11 protein-coding genes and 3 tRNA genes are annotated in these 13,522 nt (G+C 61.3%); all 14 read right to left on the bottom strand.

From position 1 onward, the window contains the following. Positions 1 to 131: 131 nt before the first annotated feature. The 14 genes from QP968_RS10365 to QP968_RS10300 all read right to left on the bottom strand — a co-directional run bounded on the left by QP968_RS10365 (position 132) and on the right by QP968_RS10300 (position 13,237). A complete protein-coding gene (locus QP968_RS10365; protein ID WP_284856335.1) occupies positions 132 to 2,378 on the bottom strand; it encodes a choice-of-anchor M domain-containing protein in 2,247 nt (748 codons plus the stop codon). After that, complete coding sequence (locus QP968_RS10360; RefSeq protein ID WP_284856334.1) at positions 2,359 to 3,264, bottom strand: anchored repeat-type ABC transporter permease subunit; 906 nt, start codon at positions 3,262 to 3,264, stop codon at positions 2,359 to 2,361. Before QP968_RS10360 ends, QP968_RS10365 begins: the two co-directional genes overlap by 20 nt. Continuing rightward, complete coding sequence (locus QP968_RS10355; protein WP_284856333.1) at positions 3,257 to 4,036, bottom strand: anchored repeat-type ABC transporter ATP-binding subunit; 780 nt, start codon at positions 4,034 to 4,036, stop codon at positions 3,257 to 3,259. Before QP968_RS10355 ends, QP968_RS10360 begins: the two co-directional genes overlap by 8 nt. Further along, positions 4,036 to 4,980: a choice-of-anchor M domain-containing protein gene (locus QP968_RS10350; RefSeq protein ID WP_284856332.1), complete on the bottom strand. Its 945-nt coding sequence runs from the start codon at positions 4,978 to 4,980 to the stop codon at positions 4,036 to 4,038. The genes QP968_RS10355 and QP968_RS10350 overlap by 1 nt, the downstream gene beginning before the upstream one ends. Then, on the bottom strand, positions 4,977 to 6,575 hold the full coding sequence (locus tag QP968_RS10345) for an anchored repeat ABC transporter, substrate-binding protein (protein WP_284856331.1): 1,599 nt from the start codon (positions 6,573 to 6,575) through the stop codon (positions 4,977 to 4,979). The genes QP968_RS10350 and QP968_RS10345 overlap by 4 nt, the downstream gene beginning before the upstream one ends. Further along, positions 6,572 to 8,056 (bottom strand): TIGR03773 family transporter-associated surface protein, encoded by a 1,485-nt coding sequence (locus QP968_RS10340; protein WP_284856330.1) that lies wholly within the window; start codon positions 8,054 to 8,056, stop codon positions 6,572 to 6,574. Before QP968_RS10340 ends, QP968_RS10345 begins: the two co-directional genes overlap by 4 nt. A gap of 416 nt (positions 8,057 to 8,472) precedes the next feature. Then, positions 8,473 to 9,183, bottom strand: a complete 711-nt coding sequence (gene rplA, locus QP968_RS10335; protein WP_284856329.1) for a 50S ribosomal protein L1 — start codon at positions 9,181 to 9,183, stop codon at positions 8,473 to 8,475. Between the two features lie 100 nt (positions 9,184 to 9,283). After that, positions 9,284 to 9,712, bottom strand: a complete 429-nt coding sequence (rplK, locus tag QP968_RS10330; protein ID WP_269966291.1) for a 50S ribosomal protein L11 — start codon at positions 9,710 to 9,712, stop codon at positions 9,284 to 9,286. Between the two features lie 210 nt (positions 9,713 to 9,922). After that, positions 9,923 to 10,747, bottom strand: coding sequence for a transcription termination/antitermination protein NusG (gene nusG / locus QP968_RS10325; RefSeq protein ID WP_284856328.1), 825 nt, complete (start codon positions 10,745 to 10,747; stop codon positions 9,923 to 9,925). 137 nt (positions 10,748 to 10,884) lie between these two features. Next, positions 10,885 to 11,208, bottom strand: coding sequence for a preprotein translocase subunit SecE (secE, locus tag QP968_RS10320; RefSeq protein WP_284856327.1), 324 nt, complete (start codon positions 11,206 to 11,208; stop codon positions 10,885 to 10,887). A gap of 24 nt (positions 11,209 to 11,232) precedes the next feature. Then, positions 11,233 to 11,308, bottom strand: a tRNA-Trp gene (locus QP968_RS10315). Positions 11,309 to 11,407: 99 nt separating this feature from the next. Beyond that, positions 11,408 to 11,479 (bottom strand) — tRNA-Met (locus QP968_RS10310). Positions 11,480 to 11,509: 30 nt separating this feature from the next. Beyond that, positions 11,510 to 11,582, bottom strand: a tRNA-Thr gene (locus QP968_RS10305). Positions 11,583 to 11,695: 113 nt separating this feature from the next. Further along, complete coding sequence (locus QP968_RS10300; protein ID WP_284856326.1) at positions 11,696 to 13,237, bottom strand: lamin tail domain-containing protein; 1,542 nt, start codon at positions 13,235 to 13,237, stop codon at positions 11,696 to 11,698. Positions 13,238 to 13,522 lie beyond the last annotated feature (285 nt).

Here is a 13,522-nt window from a genome sequence, read left to right as displayed (position 1 = left end):
GGTGCCACGTTTCTCCTGCGTGGGCCGATCCCTGGGTGGGATCCTTCGACCTGCCTTAGAAGGCAGATGACCGACGGTCTTCGGTGAAACTTGAGCTCGGGTGAAACCCGTTCAAACTTCGGTTGAGTACTTTAACGCTTCCCCTTGGCTTTCTCCAAATCCTTGATCAGTCGTCGTGCCGCATCAAAAAGCACGATGCCGCCAATCAAGGCCATGACGCCGACACCGAGCGCGAGCCCAGACCAAAATCCGCCCGCCGTAAGCGATGCTAAACCACCAGCACCATCCATACGGTCGCTGTCAGGCACGTCCATTCCGCTTATCGACGATCTAATCGGCGCCCCTTCTTCCCCCACCTCAACCGGTTGAGCCGCGTCCGCGGCACCCTCAACCGCATCCGTGCCGCCCCCAGTGCCACCTACTTGCGCGGGCTGGACAACGTGGGCGGGAGCCGGAGCCGGAGCGGGAGCTGGTGCGGCTGCCTGGTTCTGGGGCGCAGTGCCAGCGGGCTGACCCGGCGCGGGTTTGGTGGCGGGTTTCTTGGCGCTGTTGCTAACGCTGTTATTGGTTTTGCTCTTGGTGCCGTTCTGGCTGGGGGTGGCTGCCTTCAGAGTGCCGTCGAGGGCTTTGCCGAGCTGCTTCACAGCGGTGCCTATCTGGCCGATGCTCTGCGGGGTCCATGGACTGGCAACTGAGGGGGCAGAGGGGAAACCGGCGCACAGTTCATCCGCATCACCAAGGTCTGCATAGCCGGCAGCCTTGTGCGCTTGGGCGGCAGCGATGGTTTTGTCGCCGACGAGGAAGGGCACGTCGATGGAGTGGTCGATGCTCTCCCCCGTCGCGGTTTCGCCACTGACGTTGAACTGCACTGTGTAGTAGCCCGGCCGATCAAAGCCGAAGGCCATGTGATCGTGGGAGCGTGCAGGATACTTCATCACCTGGCTGCGGTCGTGGGAATCAAACGCGATCTTGAGACCACCGAGGGATTCATGCCACGCCAGCATCCGGCCGGGGCCCGTGAAATCACTGATAGAAACGGTGACGGTGCTGCCCGGTGCGAGGGTGTCGGGGGCGAGGTGATCTGTCGAGAAGCCTGGCCATGGCATGCCGGACTTCTGCGACTGGGGCAGGGACCACAAGGTTTGCGGATTGCCAGGCAAGGTCGCGCGGATCTTGTCGGATGGCTCCACCTTCGCCGCGTCCGGGACGGTCAGTGCGAATGTGCCACTGGGGCGGGAGATGGTGTTGGAGGGGTCGGAGCCGTCGAGAAGCTCAAACGTGATTGGCTTCTCCCCGCCGCCAGCGAGAGCAATGTCGAGGTGGCCGTGGGTGATGATCGTGTCCGGCTTACCTGCGAGCGCCTTGGCCGCGTGGCACTTTTCCGCGGCGTTGGGCAAGCGGGGCGGGGTGCTCGGCGCGGGGTCTGGCGACGGTTTTGGCGACGGTTCTGGTGCTGGCGTCGGCGTGTCCACCGGGGCGAGCGGGTTGGTGATGGGCCGCAACTCCGTCGTGGTTCCCTCGGGCAGGCCCGCTTGCGCATCGGTGCCGACGAGCCAGTACATGGTGACGGGGTCGGTGAGTTCCTGGGTGCCGTCGATAAGCTCGGCACGACCTTGCCACGTGGTGGCGTAGATGCCGGGCTTGGTGAAGGTCCAGGTGAAGTGACCATGTGCTCCCACTTCGTAGTCGATGCTGTGCTTGGTTTCATCGGCACTGCTGAAGGCGTGCTCCACGTCCCCAGCGCCGCCCGCGCCGGCAAAGAAGACGTTCATGTCGCCGGGCCCGGAGAAGTCTTTGAGGTCGAAGAACATGAGGTCGTCGACGAAATTGGTGGGGATCTGGCCGTCCAACTCGTGGTTCGGGTCGAAGGCGCCAAGGCCCGCCCAGATCGGGCGCCACTGGTCGAAGAAGCTGACGGACTGGGGAGCGGTCCACACAATATCGCCGGGTTCACCCAGGAAGGACAGCGCCTCAGAGTCGGGGACGGTAATACGGCTGACCTCGTTGCCGTCCGGATCCGCGTCGGGGGCGAGGCGGAAGCACACGTCATCCATGGGTACGACGGCTTGGCCGTCCACCGCCATCACGGACAATGCCCCTTGTGCGTCGCGGGTGCCGTAGAGCGCATCCACGTGCGAGTGGTACAGCAGCTTGCGGCCTGCGCAGGGGTGGGTCACTTCGGTGCCCTCCGTAGTTGTCATGGTGGTGCCCGCGGGCAGGTCGATGCCGAAACCCGCGTCGCCGGGGCGGTGTGCGCCCGAAGCGGCGGTGGCGATTCCGGTGGCGCCGCTCAAGACACTGCCCGCGACCACGAGCGCAGCAGCCACGGCAGCTGAACCGCGACGAAGAGCAGAAGCATCAGTTGGGTGAGTGAGCAAGGTTCTTCCTTAGATCGTGTCGTGTACGGCGGCGGAAACGTTCAGCGGCTAACCCTTGCTGGGGTGAAAAGAGCCAGCTGAGCACAAAGAAAGTGGTGAGGCAGAGCACCACGGTGGCGCCGGTGGGGGTGTCATAGGCCCAAGACAGCCACACGCCGAGGATGGAACCGGCGACACCGGTGCCGGCGGCAAGCAGCATCATGACGCCGAGCTTGTCCGTGAACATCCGGGCTGTTGCTGCCGGGGTGACCAAGAGGGCAACCACGAGGATGTTGCCGATCGTGCGCACAGAAATCACCACTGCTGTGGTCACCGCCAGGTACAGCAGGAGATCCAGCACAAAAACGGGGAGGTTCATGGCGCGGGCGGTCTCCCGATCCAGGCTCACCGCCGTGAACCAAGGACGCAAGCCCAGCATGAGCGCCACGATGAGAATGCCGGCAACGGCGGACACCCACATGTCCTGCTCCGACACACCAGTCAAGGAGCCAAAGAGGAAAGAGGTGAGCGAAGCGGTGTAGCCCTCCACGCGGGAGATCACCACCAACCCCACAGCAAACGCGGCCGCGTAGAAGATACCAATCGCGGTATCTTCTTTCACCCGTTCACGCTGGGAAAACACCGCGATCAACACCGCCACCGTCATGCCGGCAACCGCCCCACCAAGCAGCACGGACACCTGCAGAGCAAAGGCCACAGCAATACCGGGGAACACGGCGTGCGCCACCGCATCACCAATGAAAGCCATGCCACGCAACACCACGTAGCAGCCCACCACCGCGCACACAACAGCGGCGATCACCGCGACGATCAAGGCGCGTGGCAGGAAGCCAAGCTGCGGGTTGGTCAGGTCGATGAGGAACTGAACAAAACTAATCTCAGGCACGAACGCCTCCTTGAACCGCATGAATCCCGGCCAGCCACCGCGAGTTCGGGTCCACACCAAAAGTTTCCGACCACGGCTGGGGGTCCGCGAGGTCCTCCGGGCTGCCATCAGCCACAATGCCGCGATTGAACAAGATCAGCCGGTCGCAGGAGTACACCGCCTCGGCGATGTTGTGCGTGGACATCACCACGGCCACGCCGGCCTCCACCAGCTCGCGGAAGAGGTCCAACAGCTGTTCGGTGGTGGGGATGTCGAGGCCGGTGAAGGGTTCGTCGAGAAGCAAAAGCTTCGGTTCACGCGCGAGCGCACGAGCAACAAGAACGCGCTGACGCTGACCACCGGAGAGCCGTCCCACGGGGCGTTCGCGCAGATCCCACAGGCCGACCTGTTTGATGGCGCGCACTGTAGCGAGATGGTCCGCGCGGCTGGCGGGGCGCCACCATGGGCGCAGGCTCAGGCGACCGCTGAGCACCATCGCGTAGATGTCAATGGGAAAATCCCAGGCCACGGCGTGACGTTGCGGTACATAACCGACCGCATCCCGGAGCTTTTTCCCGTATTTCCCGGCAACCTCAACCTCGCCAGAATGTGCCTTGACCAGACCCAACAGTGCCCGCATGAAGGTCGTCTTACCCGCACCATTCGGCCCGAGCACACCAACAAACTCTCCCGCGTCCACAGTCACGCTCACATCCGCGAACACGCTCGCGGCGCCGTAGTCGACGCTCAATCCTTCCGCAAGCAAAACTGGTTCTTCCAGGTAATGGTGCATCAGGCATCCCCGCCGATCTCCGTGAGCGCCTCATCCCGCGTGGCTCGAGCGCGCCGCATCATCGCCACGCCCACGAGGCCCACGATGACCGCCGCAAGCACAAGCCCGCCAAGGACCCACAGCACCGAGCCATTTTGCTTATCCGCGTCCCCTTGTTCCTCCCCTTCCCCACTCCGCCACGGCCCCTCAAAGGTGGCGTTCGCTGCCTGCTGCGGGTCCGTGCCATCACCAACGGCGAAGCGCAGCACCTGCTCGTTGACGTGCTCCACCCCGTCCTTGTCTTTCACCACAACGCGAACACCAATCAGGTGCACGCCCGGCTTTGTAAACACCCAGTTGGCATGCGTGTGCGTGTTCAGCTCCACCCACATCGGCTGGTTGCCCGGCAAGCGGGAGTTCCACAGCTGCTGCGGCTGGGAAAAGCCTCCGGACTGCAAGAACAAGGAGAAATCTCCTTCGCCCTCATGCCCACCGAATTCCAGGTTCACACCGTGGTCGGTAGTGTCCACCACCTTTGGCGACTGCGTATTCCAGCCCAACCACGGCACGCCCTGGACCTCATTCTGCGGGACCACCCACACGGTGTCCCCGCCCTTCGCCCCGGTGAAATCAAACTCGTTGCCCTCCGGCAGTGTTTGCTGGGCTGCATCCGCCATCTTGAAAACTACGTCTTCTAAGTGTCGCCACACCGGTGGCACCTTGGAGTCATCCCGGACCATCAGCTGCATCTGTCCGTCCACATACAGCGGACCAAGATCCGCGTGTCCAGCGGAGATCACAGCCTTCTCCCCCAGCGGGGCAACCTGTTCGCTGTCCTCCACGACTTGCTGGAGAGCCGGGTCCTGGGCAGACCCCTGGGCTAGCGCTGCGGGAGCACCCGCAAGCATCACCCCGCTGAGCGCTGCAACGGTGAGGTGGGTAGCGATGGTCGTGCGTAATTTCATAGTTCTTCTTTCGTTTCGGGCTTCGGGGTAGGGGTGCCGGAAGCCTCCGGCACCCCTAGGCAGGAGGCAAGTGAATGGGCATTCGCCCGCATGAACTCGATGTAGGAATGCGCGTTTCCGGCCCCCGGCGGGTCCAACGCATCGCCGCGGATCGTGCACACGGCCACGCCGAGACGCCCAGCAATCTCCACGAGATCACTCGGAGCACTGTTCGCTGCTGGCTCCAAGAACACCGCCGGGACTTGCAGGTTTTCCAAGGTTCGTGTCAGCGCAATGATGTCGCGCGGACTCGGCTCCACCGACGGATTAGGTGTGATGTAGCCGGCCAGGTTCAGCCCGTAGGCATCCGCCAGGTAGCCGTAGCCGTCATGGGTAGTCACCAGATTGCGGCGATCCTGCGGGATGTGCGCCAGGGTGGTCTTGACATCGTCGTTAAGCATGTCGAGCTCCGCGAGATAGCTCTCCGCATTCGTGTTGTACTGCGCGCTGTGACTCGGATCCGCCGCGCTCAGCTCATCCCGCACGACCTTCACCACGGCCTTCACGGCCTCCACGTCGTGCCAGAAATGCGGATCGAATTCACCGTGCACATGCTTGCCCAGCACGGCCTGCGGAAGCAGATACGTCTCTTCGCCCGGGGTGCCCAGGAAGCGGTACTCGCGCTCCGCCGGCACTTCTTGCAGCGTCGCGCTCGGCACAGCGATCACCGTGCGCTCATCGCTTATCGACGCATCCCCCACCAACCCAATCTCCCCCCGATAATCCGCCCCAAACTCAGCGGTAATATCCACGTGCCCGCTGGTAAGCACGTCTGCCCCTGGCAGCACGTCATGCGGGTTCACACCAACGGCGATGGTGAACGTCTGGTCCTCCAACGGAGTCGGGTCCGCATTGATGTCTGGGCGTGCGGTGGCCCCGACGGTGACCGTGTACACGCCCGGCTGGGAGAAGGCCCAGCTGACATGCGTGTGGGCATCGATGGGCAATGTCGTTTGATCCTTGCCATCCAGCCCGTCCGCGGAGTTGAACAGCAGCTCCGGCGTGCCAAACGTGCCTACGATGTACGCCGCCATCGTTCCCGGGCCCGTCACATCTTTCACCGCGATGTCAGCCACCGCCGTCTTAGGCATCGCCGGTTTATCTTCCTCCGGCACCGCCACGCGCAGACCCAGCCACGGCGCGTCCAGGCCAGCGTTCTCCACGAGCAACCGCGGCTGAAAACCATGCCGTTCCGCCTGCTCCGCCACGGGCACAACCCGTGAGCCATCCGGCGTGGTTGTGTCCACCGTGCGAATAAGCCGCTGTGGCTCCAGCAACAGCCCATTGGTAAACACCACGTCCGCGTACGCAATATCGCGCACGGCGCGCAGCCCCAACTCATACGTGTGCGCATCCGCCCCCGGCGGGATCAACCCCGTCACCTCCGCTGCATCGCCGGCGACGTTGGCCACGATGTCCGCGAGTATGGACGTCGTTGCCACCACCTTCGCCTTGCCACCGTCCGCCTCCGCGGCGGTGCCGTCCACCGCGCAGCCCGCGAGCGCACCAACCAACCCCAGCGCAACCAACACGCGCGGCACCTTCACTTTGTTCATCCGAAGAGCTTCCGGGAAATCCGCACCATGCCCGCACCGAACACCACAACGCCCAGGCCCAGGACAGCAAACGGCAGCGTCATGATGGACATGCCCGTGTCAGCCAGGGTTCCACCACCGCTGGCGCCTACTGCACCGTTCATGGCTCCGCCGGCAGGGCTGGCGCCGCAGTTGCCCTGTTCACTGAACAGCGAACCGAAATCAAAATGACCACTATTCGCATTGCCTTGCCCACCCACAACAAACGTCAGCGTGGCCGACCCGGACACCGTCTCCCCGCTCTTCGTCTTAGCGGACTGCGCGATAGTCACCTTGTACGTGCCCGGCTTACCGAAGACCCACGACGGATGCACATGCGTATTCGCCGGAATCGTGTGCGTGCCCTGCGCCTTGCCATTATCAGCGCGGAACCACTCCTCACCCACAACCTGGCCCAGACCACCCTGGGTAAACACTGTCATCGGTCCCGGCCCATTGAAGCCAGTGATCGTCCACGTCACATCACCGGTGGTGTGCTGCAACAACGACGGATGCTGCGTATTCGCACCCAGCCACGGAACCCCCGCCTGCTGGACGGAACCGATCATCCACACGTCCCCTGCCGGCACCGAACCCACCGCCTGCGGCAGTCGCGCCTTCGCCTCATTGCCCAGGCCGAAGCTCAAACTCGCCGGGTCCTTCCACTCGGCCGGCGACGTCCTATCGTCCTTCACCCGCGGCAGGAGTCCCGGGGAACACTTCTGACCAGCCGGTTGTGGCTGTGCCCCTTGTGGCTGGGGGGCTTGTTGCTCTTTCCCTGATGACTCCTGTTTAGGCGCCGCCACCGGCTGAGGCTGTTCGGCTTTCGTCTCGGCCGAATCTGATGCACCACCAACCTGCCACGTGTACGTCGCCTCGTTGGACTCCGTTCCGCCCGCGGTGGCCTTGACCTTCATGGTGTATGTGCCTGGCTGAGTGAACAACCAGCTCGCATGCACATGGGACGGCTCCGCCTGATGGATCACACTGCCCGGCTGGATAGTCAGCTCCCCGTTTGCAAGGACCGGCCCGACACCGCCGAAGCCCTTCTGCTGGAACAACCACACATCACCAGGACCAGCAATATCCGTGACGGTGACGTCCACGGCACCAAAACCGCCCTGCCTCACGTCGTTGGTGTCCCACCCCGGCCACAGACGGTCGCTCTCCTGCGTCTGGGGCAGGTAGTAGCCACCAGTACCGATCTCCGGCACCTGGGCAGTGTCATCCGTGTAGGTGTGCTCCCCCACTTCAAGCAGAACACTCGCCGGGTCACGCACAACGTGTTGGCCGGTGACATCCTCGCGCAGGGCCAGGTTCAGCTGGCTGCCCTCGGCAGCAACATGGAAAACGTCAACGTGACCACGGTCCAGCACCACGTCCGCTGCGTGTGCCGGGCCGACACCAAGCGCCATCGCAAGAAACGCGCATGCCGTAACCACCAATGCTTTCAAGTGCGACACGGAAGGGACCCCTTTTCACTTCTCCCTAAATAACTTTGCGTCACACTAGTGCAAATGGGAACCGTTTTCACATCGCCTTGATGGGTCACCCTCATTTGGCGGTAACCGTTTTCAATAAGCGTTCGTTAGTGGCCGTGCCGTGGTCCGGCAGCCCCCAACTCCTGGGAACCGTGCACAACCCCTATCAAAACCCCAGGACTGCCCTCAACTTTCAAGAATGATGCAGAACCGGATGCCTCCCACTGCGACACACTCCGCAAAACGCTACAGAAAAACACTATTTCCCCAGGGGTGCTACCAACTTTGGAAAGTTGGTAGCAGGGCCCCAAGAAAAGCCTGGCCGAAAAAACAAAAACCCCGCCGGCGCATCCCAAAAGGGAAGCACTGACGGGGTCGGTCAGACCAGTCGAAGCGGTTTAAGCCTCGGTGTAGTTCTTCTGCACGGACGGGTCCACCGGGACGCCCGGGCCCTGGGTTGCAGAGACGGTGACCTTCTTCAGGTAGATGCCCTTAGCGGAGGACGGCTTGAGGCGGAGAACCTCATCCAGGAGAGCGCCGTAGTTCTCGGCGAGCTGCTCCGGGGTGAAGGAAGCCTTACCGATGATGGCGTGCAGGTTGGAAGCCTTGTCCACGCGGAAGGCGATCTTGCCACCCTTGGACTCAGAAACAGCCTTAGCCACATCCGGGGTAACGGTACCGGTCTTCGGGTTCGGCATCAGACCACGCGGGCCGAGGACGCGGGCAACGCGGCCGACCTTAGCCATCTGGTCCGGGGTAGCAATGGCAACGTCGAAGTCGATGTTGCCTGCGTTGATCTGCTCGATCAGCTCGTCGGAACCGACGATGTCAGCGCCAGCTTCCTGAGCCTTGGTAGCGTTCTCACCCTCAGCGAAGACAGCGACGCGGACGGTCTTACCGGTGCCGTTCGGCAGGTTGACGGTGCCGCGGACCAGCTGGTCAGCCTTGCGCGGGTCGACGGACAGACGCATTGCTACGTCGATAGTTGCGTCGTACTTCTCGGACGCGGTCTCCTTAGCCAGCTTGACCGCCTCGAGCGGGGAGTACAGGTTCGTACGGTCCACCTTTGCCAGCTGGGCGGTGTAGTTCTTGGAGTGCTTCTTGGCCATGTTGATTCCTTAAAAGTTGTCGGGAATGTGGTGCGGGCCTGACCAGGCCCTGCCACAGGCGAGGAGCTCACGTACCTCGCCGGAAAACAATGAGAAGAATTTACTTCTTCACTTCGATGCCCATGGAACGAGCGGTACCAGCGATGATCGCTGCGCCTGCCTCGATGTCACGAGCGTTGAGGTCTGCCTTCTTGGTCTCAGCGATCTCCTTGCACTGATCCCAAGTCACAGAACCGACCTTGTCAGTGTGCGGGACGCCGGAGCCCTTCTGGATGCCAGCAGCCTTGAGCAGCAGCTTGGATGCCGGCGGGGACTTCAGGATGAAGTCGAAGGAGCGGTCTTCGTAGACCGTGATCTCCACCGGGACAATGTTGCCGCGCATGGACTCAGTTGCAGCGTTGTACGCCTTGGTGAACTCAACGATGTTCACGCCGTGCGCACCCAGAGCCGGACCAACCGGCGGAGCCGGGTTAGCCATACCAGCTTCAATCTGCAGCTTGATCAGGCCGGTGACCTTCTTCTTAGCCATCGAATTACCTCATTTCCTTGGTACAGGACGCAGCCACGATGTTTAGCATGCGCCCTTCCGGATTCCGGGGGTTACCCAGCGACCGGGGATGAACGTTTTCACGTACCCACCTGAAGCAGGCACGATCGATAAGTGTATGTCACAGACACCCATGTCCCCAAATCGAAAAACCGGCCACGAGGACCGGTTTTTTCGTCGATAAGCGAAACGCTACATGATGCGCTCGATCTGATCGGCGGTGAGCTCCACTGGGGTCTCGCGGCCGAAGATGGATACGAGTGCCTGGATCTTGCCGGTCTCCGGATCGATCTCGTTGATGGTGGCGGAAACGCTGGCCAGCGCACCGGAGAGAATCGTGACAGCCTCGCCGACCTTGAAGTCGTGCGCAACCTTCGGCTTCTCCTCCTGCTCCGGCATAGCGATGACGGTCTCCCCCTCCGGGCTGACCTTTGCTTCTTCGCCCTCAACCGGTGCTTCCTTCGGCATGAGGAACTTGGCCACATCGCGGTGCTTGACCGGGGTGGCGTTGCCCTCATTACCCACGAACGAGGTCACGCCCGGGGTGCCACGGACAACGGACCACGCAGCATCATTGATGTCCATGCGCACGAGAACGTAGCCGGGCAGCAGCTTGCGCTTCACAATCTTGCGCTTGCCATCCTTGAGCTCCACTAACTGCTCAATCGGCACAACCACGTCGTAGATGGAATCCTCCACCTCGAGGGTCTGAATACGCATATCCAGGTTGGTCTTCACCTTGTTCTCATAGCCCGAGTAGGACTGAATGATGTACCACTGGCCCGGCAACTTCTTCAGCTCGCGGGTGTACTCACGCAGACGACGCTTGTACTCAGCGTCCGCGCTTTCTTCCGGCTCTCCACCCAGAGCGGCCTCAGCCTTAGCGACGCTCTCATCCGCCCCCTGCGTCTCCGGATCGGTGGACTCCTCTACGGCACCACCTTCGCTGACCATGTCAACTTCCTGCTCCTGGATATCTTCCTGGATGTCTTCCGGGCTGTACTGATCGTCTGCCATGACCGCTCCTTATGCGTCGGGGCTGTGAGTTAGTGGAAGTGGATGTGACGCCCAGCCTACAGCGCTCACCCAAAAACTGATCCCGCCTTACCCTGCAAGCCAGGGTGGCGGGATGATTTTCTACAGCGAGATTATACCTATCGGACGAGGATTTGCTCAACTAGCCAGGCTGCACCCTTGTCCACGCCCCACACCAGGGCCGTCATCACAATGAGGAAGCCAAACACAATAAGCGTGTAGTTCAGCATCTGCTGGCGAGTCGGCCAGACAACCTTGCGCATCTCCTGGACAACTTCACCCGGGAATGCAGCAGCACCCTTACCTGGCTTGTCCTTGTCTTCAGCGACGGGAACAGAAGCGCGCTTCTCCTCGTAGGAATCAGAGGTGACGGACGATGCACCGCTCATCTGACGTTTGCCAGTGGGTTTTGCGGCGTTCCGGCCTGGCTGGTTTTCAGTCACAGCTCTCCTCGACTTGGGTCTATGTGGCAGGGGCGACAGGACTCGAACCTGCAACCTACGGTTTTGGAGACCGTTGCGCTACCAATTGCGCCACGCCCCTTTGGTGTACTGCACAAAACAGTACGCCAACCCTACCACGAACACTCATGCATTCCTGGGAGGGTGAGCACATCCTTCCGGCCGAAGCCGGGTAGATGAGTAGCGATGGCGAGAATTGAACTCGCGACACAGCGATTATGAGTCGCTTGCTCTACCACTGAGCTACACCGCCATGTTGATTGCTGTCACCAGCAAAAAACAGAGCCCCCTAACAGAATCGAACTGTTGACCTTCTCCTTACCATGGAGACGCTCTGCCGACTGAGCTAAGGGGGCTTAAGCCTCTTAAGCGTTAGCCGCTCGTTTGAAGCCTTGAAAAGATTAACCTGTCTTATACACTTGGCACAAATCGGCTGGATAACGCTAGTTTTTAAGCGCATTTCATGCGCTTAAAAAGGCAACTTGATGTTCGCATTATCCTGCACCCACTGAGCAATTGGGCCAACGGACAGGAGTCCCGCGAGGAACGCCAGCAGCACGCCGACAATGCTGCCGATGAGCACACCGCCCGGGGCCTTGCTCATGGAGGAGCCGTTGGTTTCGCCATCACAATCAACGGACTTCACGTACTCCGCACCGCGCAGCGAGATGCCGCCGGCCACACCATCATCAGCCCAGAGGAAACGAGTGGTTTCCTCTGCCTTTCCGGCGACGCACTCACCGGTGGAGGTGAAGGATGCGAAGCCCTCATTGGCCAGGTTGGCAAACCCCGTCGGGCGCGCTTGAATGCCAGATGCCGGGGCGAACTCCGTGCCGTTGTGGGAAAGGAGGATGGACTGGCCGTCGCAGGCTTCGTCGCAAAGCACACGGAGCTGCTTCTCCTGCTGGCGGTAATCAAGCGCCATCACACCGCCGAACGGCGACTGGTAAGTCTGCTTGAGCTCGTAAGTGCCATCTTCCTTCAGGTCGAGGAAGTAGACCTTGCCATCGGCCTCGACACCAACTGCAAAGAGCTTCTGCTCCGGGATGTAAGAGATCGCTTCCAGGCCGGAATTCGGCTTGATGTCCCCGACGACGTCCTTGAGGTTCCATTCCGTGGTCGCCTTAAGCTCCTCCTGCCCCTTCTTCGCCTCAAAGCGCAGGACCGACGGGCGGGAGACCTTCTTGTCGTCGTTGTTGCGCTCGGTGGCCACGTAGATCGCACCGTCTGGACCAACGGTGACACCCTCCGCATCCGGGGTGCCCGTACCGTCGGCGTACTTCAACGTCCACGTCGCGGCCAGAGAATACTTCTTGGCTGCCTTGTCGTAGTCGAGGGCGTAGAGCTTGGCGGAACCGTTGTTCACAACCCAAGCGCGGCCGTTGTCATCAAAGTCAACGCCGGACATGTCTTCACCGGAGAAATCACCGCCGAGGTCAACGTTGTACACCTGGTCGTACGGCCACGGCTCGACCTGCTGCTCAGGAGCGTCAGGTTCCTCTTCGCCGGCGGCGCCCTCGTTCTTCAGTTGCTTGGTCGCCTCCCCTGTCACGGCGAAAGAACCAGTCATGTCCGGGACACGGCCCCAGGTGGAATCGATTTTGTCGGGGAAGTCCCAACTGGTTTCGCCGATAAGCTTCTTACTTGCGTCAAAGAGGCGGACCTGGTCTTTCTTACCGCCCAGACCGAAACCGTCCGAGCCGTCCGGAGTCTGATCCTTGGTGTGGATGATGTAGTAGCCGCCGGACTCGATCTTGGTGTTTTCGGGAATGACAATCGGCGTGTGGGTGTCATCGTCGTCCAGGATGGACCAGCCGGAGATATCAATGTCCTCATCCGTGTTGGTGTTGGCCAGCTCGACCCAGTCCGGGGAGCCATTCGCCTCAACCTCATTGATCACGATCGACGAGGCCACATCAGCAGCAACGGCAACCGGAACAGCGAATCCGGACAGGGCAAGAGCAGCAGAAACCGACAGTGCGGCCAAGCTGCGGAAACGAGAACGAGACACAGAAACATCCTTCAACGCATCAGAAAAACTTACAGTGCGCGTTTGAAAATAGCCCGGGTTTTTGAACAGTCCGCGACGTGGAAGTGACGGCTGGGTGGCCAATGGATGGCGTCTTTGGGGGAGGCGCTCACTACGGACTTTGGAAAGTCGATAGCAGGTCCTGGGGAAATGCTGATTTCTTGTAGCGTTTCTCGGAGTTGATCACTGCGGCTTAAGGGTCAAAAAGTGTGTCTGAATTGGGCGATTTCCAGTAGGTGACCTGCATTAACGCCAAAAGTATATGCT

The organism is Corynebacterium sp. MSK041 (assembly GCF_030232265.1).
Taxonomy (GTDB): domain Bacteria; phylum Actinomycetota; class Actinomycetes; order Mycobacteriales; family Mycobacteriaceae; genus Corynebacterium.
This window is presented reverse-complemented; position numbering and strand designations above follow the sequence as displayed.